The sequence below is a fragment of the Streptomyces sp. NBC_00154 genome (assembly GCF_026342835.1).
Classification (GTDB): domain Bacteria; phylum Actinomycetota; class Actinomycetes; order Streptomycetales; family Streptomycetaceae; genus Streptomyces.
The window spans coordinates 4,408,361-4,424,311 of record NZ_JAPEMI010000001.1 but is presented as its reverse complement, the minus strand read 5'-3'; the positions used below and the strand labels follow the sequence as shown (position 1 = coordinate 4,424,311).

Below are 15,951 nucleotides of genomic sequence, written 5' to 3'. Positions count from 1 at the left end.
CCGCACCCCCTGAAGACGCAGAAGCCCGGATCGTCAGGCTGAAATGCCATCGATCCGGGCCATTGCGTCGTCCGCGCCGAACGGTTGCAGGTACGGCAGCCATCGCGGGTCCCGGTGGCCCGTCCCGATGATGCGCCACGCGAGGCCGGTCGGCGGGGCGGGCTGTTGGTGCAGCCGCCAGCCGAGCTCCGGCAGATGGCGGTCGGCCTTGACGTGGTTGCAGCGGCGGCAGGCCGCCACCACGTTGTCCCAGGCGTGCTGGCCACCACGGCTGCGTGGAATGACATGGTCGACGCTGGTCGCGGCGGCGCCGCAGTACATGCAGCGGCCGCCGTCCCTGGCGAAGAGCGCCCGGCGGGTGAGTGGAACGGGCCCCCGGTAGGGGACCCGTACGAACCGCTTCAGGCGGACGACGCTGGGTGCCGGTACAGCACGGGTGGCACTGTGCATGAAGGCGCCGGACTCCTCGAGGCAGATGGCCTTGTTCTCGAGGACGAGGACGAGCGCGCGGCGGAGCGGTACGACGCCGAGCGGCTCGTACGACGCATTGAGAACCAGGACATGCGGCACGGTGGATGCCTCCTTGTACGCCGGCGGCGCGTGGCTCGCGCCGGGACGATCCGATCTCAGTCTCTCCTCCTGCCTGGTGGAAGCGCCACCACGTGCGAGTAACGGGCCGGAAGGATTTTCCCCGGCCCGCTGTCGCGCGCACCGCCCGAAGACCCCGGATCAGGCGCTTCGAGGCCGCCGCCGCGGCGGCCCCGGCCCGGTGTGCGATCGGCCACACCCGGCCCGGCGCCCTGATTCGGCTCCGGCCCCCACACCTTCTGTATCCCCGGTCCGAACGGGTCTCTCCCCTCCGTCACGGCAACGGAGCATTCCGGATGCCCCGTTAGTGTGGTTGGTCAGCCCTCGCCCATATGGAGGTTCCGCCGTGTCCCTGTCCGCGCTGTTGGCCGCTGCCCCGTCACCCGAGCCGGGCGGCTCGCTGGACGAAGCCGCCAGGCAGGCAGGCGATGCCGCGGGCTGGGTGGAGGAGAACTGGTCCACCTGGCTGAACACCGGTCTACGCATCCTTCTCATCGCGGCGATCGCGATCGTGTTGCGCATCGCGATCCGTCGTGCTCTCAGCAAGCTCATCGAGCGGATGAACCGCAGCGCCCAGGCCGTCGAAGGCACCGCGCTCGGCGGGCTGCTGGTCAATGCGGAACGGCGCCGTCAGCGCTCCGAGGCCATCGGGTCCGTCCTCCGGTCGGTCGCCTCCTTCCTGATCCTCGGTACGGCCGGCCTGATGATCCTGGGCGCGTTCCAGATCGATCTGGCCCCGCTGCTCGCCTCCGCCGGTGTCGCCGGTGTGGCGCTCGGCTTCGGCGCGCGCAACCTCGTCACCGACTTCCTCTCAGGCGTCTTCATGATCCTGGAGGACCAGTACGGCGTCGGCGACACCATCGACGCGGGTGTCGCCTCCGGCGAGGTCATCGAGGTCGGGCTGCGGGTCACCAAGCTGCGCGGTGACAACGGTGAGATCTGGTACGTCCGCAACGGCGAGGTGAAGCGGATCGGCAACCTCAGCCAGGGCTGGTCGACCGCCGGGGTCGACGTGCAGGTGCGCCCCACGGAGGATCTCGACCGGGTACGTACGGTGATCACCGAGGCCGCCGCGACGATGGCCAAGGAGGACCCGTGGAGCGAGCGCCTGTGGGGTCCGGTGGAGATCCTCGGCCTGGACTCCGTGCTCCTCGACTCGATGACGGTCCGGGTGACGGCCAAGACGATGCCGGGCAAGTCCCTGGGCGTGGAGCGCGAGCTGCGCTGGCGGATCAAGGTGGCCTTCGACGAGGCAGGCATCCGGATGGTCGGCGGCGTACCGGCGCAGCCGGACGAGCCGTCGGCGGCGGACCCGACGGCCGCAATGGCCGCCCCGTCGGCGTACGCGTCGACGACGTCGCCGCAGTCGCTGGCCACGTCACCGATCACCCCGCCGTCGCAGAACCTGGGCAAGTAGGACCCCGGATCCAGGGGCGTCCGGCCCGGCCCGCAAGGAGCCGCGCCGGGCGCCCTTTCGCGTGAAAGCGGCTTGACCGGGCCGCGCACCTTGACGTGAATGCGGCTTGACCGGCCCTCCAGGTAACGCTTTGGTTGCCGGCGAAGCCCTGCCCATTGACGGGCCGGTGACGTGCGCCATACCGTCCTCTCACCGAATAGGAAAGTTTCCTAACAGAGGGCAGGTGCTCATGGCCGGAACGACACCGGGTACCCCCCGCGTCCTGCGGGCCATGAACGACCGGGCCGCCCTCGATCTGCTGCTGGAGCACGGCCCCCTCTCCCGGACCAGGATCGGCAAGCTGACGGGCCTCTCCAAGCCCACCGCCTCGCAGCTGCTGGCCCGACTGGAGGCGGCCGGTCTGGTCGTCGCCACCGGCACCGTCGCGGGACGGCCGGGGCCCAACGCCCAGCTGTACGCGGTGAACGCCCGGGCCGCCCATGTCGCCGGGCTCGATGTGAACGCCCAGCGGATCGTCGCCGCCGTCGCCGACGTGACCGGTGAGACGGTCGGCGAGTTCGAGCTGCGCACCCCCGGCCGGCGCGCCGACAGCGTGGTACGGCAGGTGACCGAGGCGCTGGACGGCGCGGTCAAGGACGCCGGACTCACCCGCGCCGAGGTGCACCGGGTGGTCATCGGCACACCGGGCGCCTTCGACCCCGGCACCGGACGGCTGCGGTACGCCTCCCACCTGCCCGGCTGGCACTCCCCCACACTGCTCGACGAGCTGGCCGCGTTCCTGCCGATGCCGGTCGAGTACGAGAACGATGTGAACCTCGTCGCCGTGGCCGAGCAGCGGCTCGGGGCGGCCCGTGGACACGACGACTTCGTCCTGCTGTGGAACGAGGAGGGGCTCGGTGCCGCCCTCGTCATCAACGGACGGCTGCACCGCGGCTTCACCGGCGGCGCCGGTGAGGTCGGCTTCCTGCCGGTGCCCGGCGCCCCGCTGGTCCGCCAGGTCACCAAGGCGAACTCGGGCGGCTTCCAGGAACTGGCGGGCGCGCAGGTGCTGTCCCGGCTGGCCGGGCAGCTCGGCATAGACGACGAACTGAGCCGCGCGGACGGCACCCACCATGAGGTCGCGGCCGGTCTGATCGCCCGGGCCGCCGAGGTCGCGGAGTGCGGCGAGGACGGCCCGTACCCCCGGCTCCTCGATCTGTTCGCCACCGGGCTCGCGACCGGCCTGGCTTCCATGATCGCCGTGCTCGACCCCGAACTCGTGGTGCTCTCGGGCGAGTTGATCACAGCCGGCGGCGAACCGTTGCGCGAGCGGGTTCAGGCGGAACTCGCCGAGCTGGCGGCCTCCCGGCCCCGGCTGATCACCGGCGCCGTGACCCACCGGCCCGTACTGCGCGGGGCACTGGAGAGCGCCCTCGTCACGACCCGCGACGAAGTCTTCGACACCTCACGCTGATCCCCTGCCGCGGCCGTCCCCATGCGGACCCGCACCTTCACAGACCCGCACGTTCGCAGATCCAGCCTCTTCCCCGTCCCAACCCATCGGGAGACACTGCCATGTCCGGAAACCGCCGGAAGACGGCCGCCGCGCTCGCCGCGACCGCCGCGATATCCCTCTTCGCCTCTGCCTGTACCGGTCAGAGCAGCAACGGCGCCAGTGATGATCCGTCCAAGGAGACGACCATCAACTTCTGGCACGGCTGGAGTGCCCCGAGCGAGGTCAAGGCCATTCAGGCCACCGTCGACTCCTTCGAGAAGGCGCACCCGAACATCCATGTGAAGGTCGTCGGCAACATGACCGACGACAAGATCAACCAGGCTCTGCGCGCGGGCGGTTCCAAGGCACCTGACGTGGTGTCCTCGTTCACCACGAACAATGTGGGCAAATTCTGCTCGTCCAAGGCCTTCATCGATCTGAACTCCTTCCTGAAGAAGGACGGGATCGACCCCGACAAGACGTTCCCGAAGGCGATGAACGAGTACACCCAGTACAACGGGGTGCGCTGCACGCTGCCGCTGCTCGGTGACGCGTACGGGCTGTACTACAACAAGGACGCGTTCAAGGCGGCCGGGATCACCGCCCCGCCGAAGACCTGGTCCGAATTGGCCGAGGACGCCAAGAAGCTGACGAAGACCAAGGGCGACTCGTACGAGCAGCTGGGCTTCATGCCGAACTATCACGGCTACGAGTCGACGACCGAGCACTACCTCGGCGGCTGGAACCCGACGTACTTCGACGCCGACGGCAAGTCGAACATCGCCAAGGACCCCGCCTTCGCGTCCATGCTCGCCACGCAGAAGAAGCTGGTCGACGACCTGGGCGGCTACGCGAAGTTGGAGAAGTACCGCACCTCGTTCGGTGACGAGTGGGGCGCCAAGCACCCGTTCCACACCGGCCAGGTGGCCATGCAGCTGGACGGTGAGTGGCGGCTCGGCATGGCCGAGGACACCAAGCCGAAGTTCGAGATCGGGGTGGCCCCGATGCCCGTCGCCGACGACGAGGCCGACACGTACGGCAAGGGCTACCTGACCGGCACAATCGCCGGTATCGCGTCCACCTCCACCAAGCAGAACGCGGCGTGGGAGCTGGTGAAGTTCATGACGACCGACACCGACGCGGTGGTCGCCTTCGCCAACGCCATCCACAATGTGCCGTCGACGTTGGCGGCCCTGAAGTCGCCGAAGCTGAAGTACGACCCGCGGTTCAAGACCTTCCTGGACATCGCCGCGAACCCCCACAGCACCACCACCCCGCCCTCGGTGAACGGCGGCGCGTACCTGGTGTCCCTGCAGAACCTCGGATTCGACATCGAGAAGGGCAAGCAGACGGACATCAAGGCGGGTCTGGAGAAGACCGCCGAGGAAATCGACGCAGCCGTCGCACAGGCGAAGTAGCACCGCGATGAGCACGTACACACTCCGTTCGAAGCGCCGCCGTGCGGCGCTTCGAACGACGGCCTTCATGTCGCCGTGGCTGATCGGATTCTGCGTCTTCTTCGCCTACCCGCTGATCTCCACGCTCTATTTCTCCTTCACCCACTACGACGGTTTCGCGGCCCCGGAGTTCAACGGGCTGAAGAACTGGTCGTACGTCTTCAACGACTACCCGCTGTTCTGGCCCGCCCTGCAGAACACCCTGTGGCTGGTCGTGGTGATGGTCAGCTGCCGGGTCGTCTTCGGTCTCGGCGTCGGCCTGCTGATCACCAAGATCAAGACGGGTGCGGGTGTCTTCCGCACCCTGTTCTACCTGCCGTATCTGGCCCCGCCGGTCGCGGCGACCCTGGGTTTCGTCTTCCTGCTCAACCCGGGGACGGGGCCGGTCAATTCGATCCTCGGCGATCTGGGGCTGCCCACGCCGGGCTGGTTCACCGACGCCGCCTGGTCCAAGCCGGCCCTGACCGCGCTCGCGGTGTGGGGGGTGGGCGACCTGATGGTGATCTTCATGGCCGCGCTGCTCGACGTACCGAAGGAGCAGTACGAGGCGGCGGAGCTGGACGGGGCGACCTCGTTCCAGCGGTTCCGCTTCGTCACACTGCCGAACATCTCGCCGATCGTGATGTTCGCCGTGGTCACCGGGATCATCCAGACGATGCAGTACTACACCCAGCCACTCGTGGCGGGGAAGGTCGCCTCGGGGGTGATGGGCGGCTCCGGGCAGCAGTTCGAACCGGGCTATCCCGACAAGTCGACACTGACGCTTCCGCAGCTCGTCTACAACCTCGGCTTCCAGCGTTTCGACTACGGGTCCGCCTGTGTGGTCGCGCTCGTTCTCTTCGTACTCGCCATGGCGTTCACCGCACTGCTGATGCGGCGCCGCAGCGGGCTGATCCAGGCAGGTGAGTGACGTGGCGCAGGCTCTCGACACCTTCAAGGCCACCGACCCGTCCGCCGGGCCGGTCACCCCGGCCGAACGCGTCGCACGCCGCAAGGCACTCCTGAACTGGATCGCCGTGCACGCGCTCGGCGTCGCGGCCGCGCTCTTCTTCGTGCTGCCCTTCGTCTTCCTGTTCCTCACCTCGCTGATGAGCGACCAGCAGGCGCTGACCCGCGATCTGTGGCCGCACCCCTTCGAGTGGAGCAACTACCGCAGGGTCTTCGACACCCCGGGCTTCCTGACCTGGTGGAAGAACACCCTGCTGTACGCGGGGCTCGGCACCGTCCTCACGGTCGTGTCGTCGCTGCCCGTGGCGTACGCGCTCGCCAAGTTCCGCTTCCGCGGCCGGCAGCTGTCGCTGATGCTCGTCATCTCGATGATGATGCTGCCGCCGCAGGTCGTCGTCATCCCGATGTATCTGTTCTGGGCGAAGCAGCTGGACATGTCCGGGACGCTCTGGCCGCTGATCATCCCGATGGTCTTCGGTGACGCGTTCTCCATCTTCCTGCTGCGGCAGTTCCTGCTGACCATCCCGAACGAGTACCTCGACGCGGCGAAGGTCGACGGCTGCGGCGAACTGCGCGCCCTGCTGAAGGTCGTGGTGCCGATGGCCAGGCCGGGCATCGCCGCCGTCGCGCTGTTCCAGTTCTTCTACGCCTGGAACGACTACTTCGGGCCGCAGATCTACGCCTCCGAGAACCCGGCCGCCTGGACGCTCAGTTACGGACTGGAGTCCTTCAAGGGCGCGCACCACACCGACTGGAACCTGACCATGGCCGCGACCGTACTGGTCATGGCCCCCGTGATCCTCGTCTTCTTCTTCGCTCAGAAGGCTTTCGTCGAGGGCGTCACACTGACCGGAGTAAAGGGCTGACCTATGAAGCTCGCAGTAGTTGGTGGCGGGTCCACCTACACACCTGAACTGATCGACGGCTTCGCCCGGCTGCGGGACACACTGCCCGTCGAGGAGCTCGTGCTCGTCGACCCGGCGGCCGACCGCCTCGAACTCGTCGGCGGCCTCGCCCGGCGGATCTTCGCCAAGCAGGGCCACCCGGGCCGCATCGTCACCACCTCGGACGTCGACGCGGGCGTCGCCGACGCCGACGCGGTCCTGCTCCAGCTGCGCGTCGGCGGCCAGGCCGCCCGCAACCAGGACGAGACCTGGCCACTGGAGTGCGGCTGCATCGGCCAGGAGACCACCGGGGCCGGCGGCCTTGCCAAGGCGCTGCGCACCGTCCCGGTCGTCCTCGACATCGCCGAGCGGGTCCGCCGTGCCAACCCCGACGCCTGGATCATCGACTTCACCAACCCGGTCGGCATCGTGACCCGGGCGCTGCTCCAGGCCGGGCACAAGGCCGTCGGCCTGTGCAACGTGGCGATCGGCTTCCAGCGGAAGTTCGCCGCGCTGCTCGACGTCACCCCCGGCGAGGTGCACCTCGACCATGTCGGGCTCAACCACCTGACGTGGGAGCTCGGGGTCCGGCTCGGCGGTCCGGACGGCGAGAACGTGCTGCCGAAGCTGCTCGCCGAGCACGGCGACTCGATCGCCGACGATCTGCACATGCCCCGGGCGATCGTCGACCGGCTCGGCGTCGTCCCCTCGTACTACCTGCGGTACTTCTACGCGCACGACGAGGTCGTACGGGAGCTCGGCAGCAAGCCGTCCCGGGCGGCCGAGGTCGCCGCGATGGAGAAGGAACTCCTCGCCATGTACGGCGACCCGGCGCTGGACGAGAAGCCCGCGCTGCTCGCCCGACGCGGCGGCGCGTTCTACTCGGAGGCGGCCGTGGACCTGGCGTCCTCGCTGCTGGGCTCGGGCGGCTCCGCGGTGCAGGTGGTCAATACGTACAACAAGGGGACGCTGCCGTTCCTGCCGGACGACGCCGTGATCGAGGTGCAGGCCCGGGTCGACGGCACGGGCGCGACGCCGCTCGCCGTTCCCGAGCTGCATCCGCTGTACACCGGCCTGATCTCCCATGTGACGGCGTACGAGGACCTCGCCCTGGAAGCGGCACTGCGCGGGGGCCGGGACCGGGTCTTCAAGGCACTGCTCGCCCACCCGCTGATCGGCCAGTTCGAGTACGCCGAGGCGCTCACCGACAAGCTGATCGCGCACAACCGGGAGCACCTGGCGTGGGCGTGAACGCTGCGGTCCTCGCCATCGACGCGGGGAACAGCAAGACCGATGTGGCACTGATCGGACCGGACGGAACGGTGCTGAGCACGGCCCGCGGGGGCGGCTTCCAGCCGCAGGCCGTCTCCGTCGAGGTGGCAGTGGACGTCCTCGGCGCGACGCTCGACGAGGCGCTGGCGAAAGCGTGTGGGACCGGCGGCCCCGTCGACTCCGTCGGTCATGTGTCGGCCTGTCTCGCCAATGCCGATCTCCCGGTCGAGGAGCGTGAGTTGACCGAGGCACTGCGGGCCCGTGGCTGGGGCGGCACGGTCGAGGTCCGCAATGACACCTTCGCGATCCTGCGCGCGGGCGTCGACGAGCCCCGGGGCGTGGCCGTCGTCTGCGGTGCGGGGATCAACTGTGTCGGCATGGTGCCGGACGGGCGGACCGCTCGCTTCCCCGCGATCGGCCGGATCTCCGGTGACTGGGGCGGCGGTTCGGGTCTCGCCGAGGAGGCCATGTGGTTCGCCTCGCGGGCCGAGGACGGGCGCGGTGAGCCGACGGAGCTGGTCCGCACGCTCCCCGCCCACTTCGGGCTCGACTCGATGTACGCGCTGATCGAGGCGGTGCATCTGGGGCACATCGAGTTCGAGCGCCGGCACGAGCTGACGCCGGTGCTGTTCGCGACCGGTGCGGCCGGGGACCCGGTGGCGCGTGCTCTGGTGCACCGGCTCGCGGAGGAGGTCGTCGCGATGGCTTCGGTCGCGCTGACCCGCCTCGGGCTGCTGGACGAGGAGGCACCGGTGGTGCTGGGCGGCAGCGTGCTGGCGGCCCGTCACCCGCAGCTGGACGACGCGATCACCGAACTCCTCGCGGTACGTGCACCGAAGGCGGTGATCCGGTTGGTGGCGGAGCCGCCGGTCCTGGGCGCCGGGCTGCTGGGACTGGACCGCACGGGGGCGGCCCCGGAGGTGCACAACAGGCTCCGTGCGCAGTACGGCTGACGCATCGGGAACATCGGGAACGCGGACGGGCGTCCTGTGGCCATCGTGCTGCGGGACGCCCCTTGCGTACGGGAACCGATCAGTTGTCCCGAACGTGTTCATGAATGGGGAGATCGGTCCGCTTCGGGGACTGCGCCGCCGATCGTCTTGATCGACGGCGCCGTCCTTGATCGAATGCTTGTGCATCCGTGGTCCGGTGCAGGATCCAGGTGTTCCTGGTGTGGATGTCAGTCCCTGCGGCCATACTTCTGGCCGGGCACCAGTCCCCCGATCGGCCGGGGGGCGGGCCACCGTCAGCGACCGAGGGGGAGGTCACGTGACATACCCGCCGAATGTGCGCACGGCGCCGGAGCACGCGTCGGCCCAGCCGGCCGCGCCCGTACCTGTGCCGGTACCCGCGCCGCGTCGCAGCGCCTGGTCCGAGTCGACGGCGCGGCTGAGGACTGCGGCGACGACCGAACCGGGCAGGCTCCAGATCATCGGGGCCGCGCTGGCGGTGCTCGTCATTGCGTTCGGGGCCGTGACGGCGTTCGAGATCTCCGGCCGGTCGGCCGCCGCCGACGACGTGGTGAGCCGCAGCCAGCCGCTGAGCGCCGAGGCGGCGAACATCTACCGTTCGCTGGCCGATGCCGACACTGCGGCGGCCGGCGGGTTCCTCGCGGGGGCGCAGGAGCCGCGCGACGTCCATGAGCGGTACGAGAAGGACATCAAGGACGCGTCCAGGCTGCTGGTGAAGGCGGCGTCCACCACGGACGCGTCGTCGCCGTCGGGCCAGGAGATCACCAAGCTCAACGAGGAACTCCCCCGGTACACCGGCCTGATCGAGCGGGCCCGCGCCAACAACCGGCAGGGGCTGCCTCTGGGCGGCGCCTATCTCCGGTACGCGAACCAGAAGATGTCCACCGAGCTGCTGCCGGCCGCCGAGCGGCTGTACACCGCGGAGACCGGCCGGCTCGACCAGGACTACGACTCCGCGAGAGCGTGGCCGTTCCTCTCGCTGGGTCTCGGTGTCGTTGCGCTGGGTGCGCTGTTCTGGGCGCAGCGGCGCAACTACCGCAGGACGAACCGGGTCTTCAACCATGGACTGCTCGCCGCGACCGCCGCGTCGACGGTGCTGCTGCTGTGGCTGGGCGTGGGGCACACGGTCGCGCGGTCCGAACTGCAGGACGCCAATGTGCACGGGCAGCAGTCCCTCGATGTGCTCAATCACGCACGGATCAACTCGCTGAAGGCGCGCGCCAATGAGAACCTCACCCTCGTCGCCCGCGGCGCCGTGCTGACCGCGGACGGCAAGAACGACAAGTACGAGACCGACTACACCACGGGCATGAAGGCCCTCCGCGAAGAGCTGGGGACGGCCAGGAAGCTCGCCGACGACTCCCAGGGGAGCGGGCCGGTGGCGGATGCCATCAGCGGTGTCTCCGAGTGGCAGGGCCGCCACCGGACCGCCCGCACGACCGACGACAACGGCGACTACGAGGGCGCCCTGAAGCAGATCATCGGGCCCAGGAACTCCACGGGGGACTCCTTCAACCGGGTGGACGAGGCGCTGGAGAAGGCACTCGCCCATGAGCAGGGCGAGTTCACCCGGGCCGCCGAGGACGGGCGCGGGGCGCTGGGCGGGCTGCCGATCGGGGCGGCCGCTCTCGCCGTGCTGGCCGCGGTCGCCTCGATCGTCGGGGTCAACCGCAGACTGTCGGAGTACCGGTGAGAGGGGGAACGATGACCAGGACGAGTTCCACCCGGGGCAGGCTGCGCGGCTGGGGCGGGGTGACGGGGATGGCCGTGGCCTGTGCGGTGACGGCGTCGCTCACCCTGCTGCCGCTCTCGCACGGCGGCTCCGGGCCGTTCGGCGTCGGTGTCTCCGGGCCGGGTACGGCCACGGCGGTGCCGGCCAGCGCCGACGACTGCACGGACCCGGAGGCGAGCCTGCAGCCGTCGAGCGCCGACGGGCCGGGCATCGCGAAGATCAAGGAGCGCGGGAAGCTGATCGCCGGCGTCGACCAGAACAGCTTCCGCTGGGGCTACCGCAACCCGGAGACCGGGAAGCTCGAAGGGTTCGACATCGATCTGGTGCGGGCCATCGCGAAGAACATCCTGGGCGACCCGGACAAGGTGATCTTCCGGGCCATCCCCACCAACCAGCGCATCGCCGCCCTGGAGAACGACAAGGTCGACGTCGTCGTCCGGACGATGACGATCAACTGCAAACGGCTGGAACGGGTCTCGTTCTCCACGGCCTACTTCCAGGCCGGTCAGCAGGTCCTCGCGCCGAAGAACTCGCCGATCACGGGGTACGACAAGTCCCTGGCCGGCAAGCGGGTCTGCACCGCCGAGGATTCCACCGCGTACGAGGCACTGGAGAAGCAGTCGTTCGGCGCCAGGTTCAAGGACCGGCACGACGGCACCGAGGCGGACGAGGACCAGCTCACCGTCCCCAACCAGCTGGACTGCCTGGTCCGGCTGCAGTTGGGTGAGGTCGACGCGGTGGTCACCGACAACGCACTGGCGGCGGGCCAGGCCGCCCAGGACCCGGCCGTCGTCCTCAAGGGCGACAAGCCGTTCACCACCGAGTACTACGGCGTGGCCACGAAACACGGCGCGAACGACCTGGTGGCCCGGATCAATCAGGTGCTGGTCGACTACCGCAAGGGAGGCGCCGACAGCCCCTGGATGGTGTCGTACCGGAAGTGGCTGGCGAGCGGACTGCCCGGGATATCGGCGCCGCCTGCGCCCAAGTACCGGAGCAACTAGTCCTTGATCCTGCCGGGCCCGGCCCGGCAGGGAGAGCAGAGAGGTGATCGATGGGCGTCGCGGGCCCCTTCCCCGGCTATGCGGGGAAGCCCCCCGGCCCGGTCCTGGACCGGGACGAGGCGGACCGTGCGCTGGCCCGGCTCGGTGCGGAGCACGAGGCGATCGAGACCTCGCTCCTCGCCCTGCAGGACCATGCCGGCCGCCGGCTCCTGGAGGGCGCCGATCTGACCGGTGTCACCAAGGAGCGCTGGGCCACCACCGAGCAGTCCATCACGCTGCTGTGGGGGTATTTCGACGCCTACGCCGCAGCGATCGAGGAGGCCCGTGAGATCCGGGCCAGGCGGCGCTCCCCCAACCGTGACGACCTGCTGGCGCTGACCGAGCTGCTGCGCGGCCAGAGCGTCACGCTGGCGTCCACCGCCACCCGGGCCGATCCGTCGATCACCGGCCCGGCCAAGCTCTCCGAGCGGTTCTCGCTGGAGGAGCTGGTCGCCCGGATGAACGATCTGTACGCGCGCTCGCTGGACATGGTCGTCGCCTCTGACTCCGTATGGTCCGCGCTGCCCGCCCGGATAGATCTGCTCGCCGCCGAACTGCGCCGTACGCGTTCACTGGCGCACTCCGTCGGCGTACGGCCCGGGGAGCATCCGGCGGGCGACGACCTGGAGTCGATCACCCATGAGCTGACCACGCTGCGGGTTCAGGTGATCTCCGATCCGCTGGCGTTCTGGCTGCCGGGCCCCGGCAGCGCGGCGCCCGGCGGCGGCCGTCCGGACACGGCGCGCTACGACCGGGCGGCCCGCGCCCTGGACGACGTGCGCCGGGAGATCGAGGCGGTCCTTGCGGTCCGGCAGGACGCCGAGCAGCGCCTCGTCCAGCTGCGCGACATCCTCTCCCGCGCGGACCGCACGCTGGCCGAGGCCCGGTCGGCGCGCGGCGAGGTGCTGGCGAAGATCGCCGCCTCCGAGGTGCCCGCGGTCAGTGGCCCGCCGACTGCCCTCCAGGAGCGGCTGGCCGCCGCGTCGGAGTACCGCAGGCACGCCCAGTGGCACCGGCTGTCACCGCTGCTGGAGTCCCTGGAGCGGGAGGCCGAGGACGAACTGCTGCGCGCCCGCGAGTCGCTGACGGCGGTCACCGCGCCGCTGGCGGTCCGGGCGGAGCTGCGCGGCCGGCTGGACGCGTACAAGGCGAAGGTGGCCCGGCACGGCCTGGCGGAGGACCCGGTACTGATCGAGCGGTACGACGCGGCGCGCCGCATGCTGTGGAGCGCGCCGTGCGATCTGCGGGTCGCCGCGCAGTCGGTGCTGCGCTACCAGGAGGCGGTGGCGGAGCTGCTGAACCCGCGCCGGCCGTGCGCACCGGAGGACCGGCGATGAGCGGGCGTACGAGTACGGGCAGGGTGAACGGGCCGCTGCTGCGGCGGGGCGAACAGGGGGACAGACCATGAGTACGCAGTGCCAGCGCCCCGCGTGCGAGGGCAACTACGAGGACATGGGCGGCGGTGAGCTGTACTGCGACACCTGCGGTCTGGCTCCGGTCGTCTCACCGACGGGGATGGTGAGCTCGCCGCCCACCGGCATCGCGGCCAACGGTGCGAGTGGCAAGGGCAACAGCAGTTCGGCACGGAGCGGTTCGCGGGCGTCGTCCCGGGCCTCCTCGCGCTCCTCGGCCCGCTCGTCGACCTCCCGGCGTTCGGTGTCGGGGCGGCTGTCGCGCTCCCTGTCGGGCAGCGCCACGTCCCGCTCGGTGTCGGTGCGCTCCTCCGGTACGTCGACGGGGGCGTCCGGGCGCAACCGGCTGGGCGCGGGTCTGGTGCAGGTGCCGGACGTGCCGCGCCCCGATCCGCGCTCCGCGGTGATGGAGAACCCGGAGGTGCCGGAGCGGAAACGGTTCTGTTCGCGCTCCGACTGCGGGGCCCCGGTGGGCCGGTCCCGTGGTGAACGGCCGGGCCGGACCGAGGGGTTCTGCACCAAGTGCGGCCACCCGTACTCCTTCGTACCGAAGCTGCACGGCGGCGACATCGTGCACGGCCAGTACGAGGTGGCGGGCTGTCTGGCGCACGGCGGGCTCGGCTGGGTCTATCTCGCGGTGGACCGTGCGGTCTCGGACCGTTGGGTGGTCCTCAAGGGCCTGCTGGACACAGGTGACCAGGACGCCATGGCGGCCGCGATCTCGGAGCGCCGCTTCCTCGCCGAGATCGAGCACTCCAACATCGTCCGGATCTACAACTTCGTCGAGCATCTCGACCAGCGCACCGGCTCGCTCGACGGCTACATCGTGATGGAGTACGTCGGCGGCAAGGCGCTCAAGGAGATCGCGAACGAGCGCCGTACCCCGTCCGGGAAGCGGGATCCGCTGCCGGTCGAGCAGGCCTGCGCGTACGGCATCGAGGCGCTGGAGGCGCTCGGCCATCTGCACAGCCGCAATCTGCTGTACTGCGACTTCAAGGTCGACAACGCGATCCAGACCGAGGACCAGCTCAAGCTGATCGACATGGGCGCGGTGCGCAGGATGGACGACGAGGAGTCGGCCATCTACGGCACGGTGGGCTATCAGGCACCGGAGGTCGCGGAGGTCGGCCCGTCGGTCGCCTCCGATCTCTACACGGTCGCGCGGACTCTCGCGGTGCTCACCTTCGACTTCCAGGGGTACACGAACGTCTTCGTGGACTCGCTGCCGGACCCGGACAACATCGAGGTGTTCCGGACCTACGAGTCGTTCTACCGGCTGCTGGTGCGGGCCACGGATCCGGATCCGGCGAGACGGTTCGCCTCTGCGTCGGAGATGGCGGAGCAGCTGACGGGGGTGTTGCGGGAGGTCGTGGCGCTGCAGACGGGGCGGCCGCGGCCGGCGCTCTCGACGCTGTTCGGCACGGAACTGCGGGTCACGGACACGCAGTTGTTCGCCGAGCTGACGGACGATGTGTCGCGGCTCGGGGTACGGACGGAGCCGGCCGGACGGCGCAGGGGGAAGGACCGGAGTCCGGTTGCGGCGTTCGGCGGAGTTCCGGTTGCCTCGTCGGCCGCCGTCGGGCAGGTGGCGCCCGGTGCGCCGCCGTTCGTTCCCGGGCAGTCGGCTCCGGGGGCCGCACCGCTGTCGGCATCCGCCACGCACGTGCGGGGCGGCAGCGGCGCCACCGCCCCGTACGCACAGACGCAGGCAGCCATTCCGGCACCCCGGGTCGCGCCCGCACCGGTCGCACCGGTCGTCCCCGGGCCCCTGCCGGGCGTCTCCGCTCCGGGCGTACCGCGGCTGGCCGGGCTCGACGCGCGGGCCACCTCGCTCGCGCTGCCCGTACCGCGGGTGGACGCGAACGACCCCAACGCGGGCTTCCTCGCCGGACTGATGGCGTCCGCACCCGCCGAACTGATTGCCGCATTGCAGGCCGTACCCGCCGCCTCGCTGGAGACCAGGCTCCGGGAGCTGCGCGCCCGCCTGGAGATGAACGAACTGGGCGCCGCCGGACAGACCCTGACCGGTCTGGAGGCTCAGCACCCGGACGACTGGCGGGTCGTCTGGTACCGCGGGATCGCCTCGCTGGTGACGGGTGACCACGAGACCGCCGCGCTGTCGTTCGACGCGGTCTACGACGCGTTCCCCGGTGAGCCCGCTCCCAAGCTGGCGCTGGGCATCTGTGCGGAGGTCCTCGGCCAGCTGGACAACGCCGCCGAGTACTACCGCCTGGTGTGGACGACCGATCCGAGCTTCGTCAGCGCGGCGTTCGGCCTGGCCCGGGTGCAGATAGCGGCCGGGGACCGGGCCGGGGCCGTACGGACGCTGGAATCCGTGCCCGAGGCGTCGATCCACTACACCGCCGCCCGGGTCGCCGCCGTACGGGCCCGGCTGCGTGAACGCGCCCCGCACGAACCGCTGATCGCCGATCTGACAGCCGCCGCCGATCAGGTGTCCGGGCTGCAGAGTTTCGGACTGGACGCGGTGCGCCGCGAGCAACTGTCGACCGAGGTGCTGGGGACGGCGCTGGACTGGGTACTCTCCGGAAGCCCCACGGACCGGCCGGACTCCCCGCAGTCCCGTGCTCCTGCCGGACCGAGGATGCTGCTCGGCAGCGAGGTGGACGAACGCGGGCTGCGTTTCGGTCTTGAGCGTTCGTACCGGATGCTCGCCCGGCTTGCGCAGCGTGGCGACGAGAGGATCGAACTGGTGGAGCGGGCCAACCGCTTCCGCCCCCGGACGTGGGTGTGAA

12 protein-coding genes are annotated in these 15,951 nt (G+C 70.2%); 11 read left to right on the top strand and 1 reads right to left on the bottom strand.

All coding sequences use genetic code 11. The features are described 5' to 3' along the window. Positions 1-33: 33 nt before the first annotated feature. A complete protein-coding gene (locus OHA03_RS19810; RefSeq protein ID WP_018552807.1) occupies positions 34-570 on the bottom strand; it encodes an HNH endonuclease in 537 nt (178 codons plus the stop codon). A 364-nt stretch (positions 571-934) separates the two neighbouring features. Between OHA03_RS19810 and OHA03_RS19805 the strand changes: the two genes are divergently transcribed. The 11 genes from OHA03_RS19805 to OHA03_RS19755 all read left to right on the top strand — a co-directional run bounded on the left by OHA03_RS19805 (position 935) and on the right by OHA03_RS19755 (position 15,950). Beyond that, entirely contained in the window at positions 935-2,005 is a 1,071-nt protein-coding gene (locus OHA03_RS19805) for a mechanosensitive ion channel family protein (protein WP_267005154.1), read from the top strand. A 229-nt stretch (positions 2,006-2,234) separates the two neighbouring features. Beyond that, positions 2,235-3,458: an ROK family transcriptional regulator gene (locus OHA03_RS19800; RefSeq protein WP_267005153.1), complete on the top strand. Its 1,224-nt coding sequence runs from the start codon at positions 2,235-2,237 to the stop codon at positions 3,456-3,458. A gap of 101 nt (positions 3,459-3,559) precedes the next feature. Then, the gene (locus tag OHA03_RS19795; protein WP_267005152.1) at positions 3,560-4,897 is read left to right on the top strand and encodes an ABC transporter substrate-binding protein; all 1,338 of its coding nucleotides are present in this window, start codon (positions 3,560-3,562) and stop codon (positions 4,895-4,897) included. A gap of 7 nt (positions 4,898-4,904) precedes the next feature. Next, positions 4,905-5,846, top strand: a complete 942-nt coding sequence (locus OHA03_RS19790; protein ID WP_267005151.1) for a carbohydrate ABC transporter permease — start codon at positions 4,905-4,907, stop codon at positions 5,844-5,846. A 1-nt stretch (position 5,847) separates the two neighbouring features. Further along, positions 5,848-6,750: a carbohydrate ABC transporter permease gene (locus tag OHA03_RS19785; RefSeq protein WP_267005150.1), complete on the top strand. Its 903-nt coding sequence runs from the start codon at positions 5,848-5,850 to the stop codon at positions 6,748-6,750. Positions 6,751-6,753: 3 nt separating this feature from the next. Then, positions 6,754-8,019 (top strand): 6-phospho-beta-glucosidase, encoded by a 1,266-nt coding sequence (locus tag OHA03_RS19780; protein ID WP_267005149.1) that lies wholly within the window; start codon positions 6,754-6,756, stop codon positions 8,017-8,019. Then, positions 8,010-8,993 (top strand): N-acetylglucosamine kinase, encoded by a 984-nt coding sequence (locus OHA03_RS19775; protein WP_267005148.1) that lies wholly within the window; start codon positions 8,010-8,012, stop codon positions 8,991-8,993. Before OHA03_RS19780 ends, OHA03_RS19775 begins: the two co-directional genes overlap by 10 nt. Before the next feature lie 385 nt (positions 8,994-9,378). Beyond that, positions 9,379-10,704, top strand: a complete 1,326-nt coding sequence (locus tag OHA03_RS19770) for a hypothetical protein (protein ID WP_267008102.1) — start codon at positions 9,379-9,381, stop codon at positions 10,702-10,704. An 11-nt stretch (positions 10,705-10,715) separates the two neighbouring features. After that, on the top strand, positions 10,716-11,747 hold the full coding sequence (locus tag OHA03_RS19765) for a glutamate ABC transporter substrate-binding protein (protein WP_267005147.1): 1,032 nt from the start codon (positions 10,716-10,718) through the stop codon (positions 11,745-11,747). A 50-nt stretch (positions 11,748-11,797) separates the two neighbouring features. Then, positions 11,798-13,123 carry a hypothetical protein gene (locus OHA03_RS19760; RefSeq protein WP_267005146.1) on the top strand — a complete coding sequence of 442 codons (1,326 nt, stop codon included), beginning with the start codon at positions 11,798-11,800 and terminating at the stop codon, positions 13,121-13,123. A gap of 67 nt (positions 13,124-13,190) precedes the next feature. Next, on the top strand, positions 13,191-15,950 hold the full coding sequence (locus OHA03_RS19755) for a serine/threonine-protein kinase (RefSeq protein WP_267005145.1): 2,760 nt from the start codon (positions 13,191-13,193) through the stop codon (positions 15,948-15,950). Position 15,951: the final 1 nt, after the last annotated feature.

What these genes read in the sequence shown, in the direction of transcription:
- OHA03_RS19800 (WP_267005153.1), top strand. Translation starts at nt 2,235, where the DNA reads ATGGCCGGAACGACACCGGGTACCCCCCGCGTCCTGCGGGCCATGAAC.
- OHA03_RS19795 (WP_267005152.1), top strand. Translation starts at nt 3,560, where the DNA reads ATGTCCGGAAACCGCCGGAAGACGGCCGCCGCGCTCGCCGCGACCGCC.
- OHA03_RS19790 (WP_267005151.1), top strand. Translation starts at nt 4,905, where the DNA reads ATGAGCACGTACACACTCCGTTCGAAGCGCCGCCGTGCGGCGCTTCGA.
- OHA03_RS19780 (WP_267005149.1), top strand. Translation starts at nt 6,754, where the DNA reads ATGAAGCTCGCAGTAGTTGGTGGCGGGTCCACCTACACACCTGAACTG.
- OHA03_RS19765 (WP_267005147.1), top strand. Translation starts at nt 10,716, where the DNA reads ATGACCAGGACGAGTTCCACCCGGGGCAGGCTGCGCGGCTGGGGCGGG.
- OHA03_RS19760 (WP_267005146.1), top strand. Translation starts at nt 11,798, where the DNA reads ATGGGCGTCGCGGGCCCCTTCCCCGGCTATGCGGGGAAGCCCCCCGGC.
- OHA03_RS19755 (WP_267005145.1), top strand. Translation starts at nt 13,191, where the DNA reads ATGAGTACGCAGTGCCAGCGCCCCGCGTGCGAGGGCAACTACGAGGAC.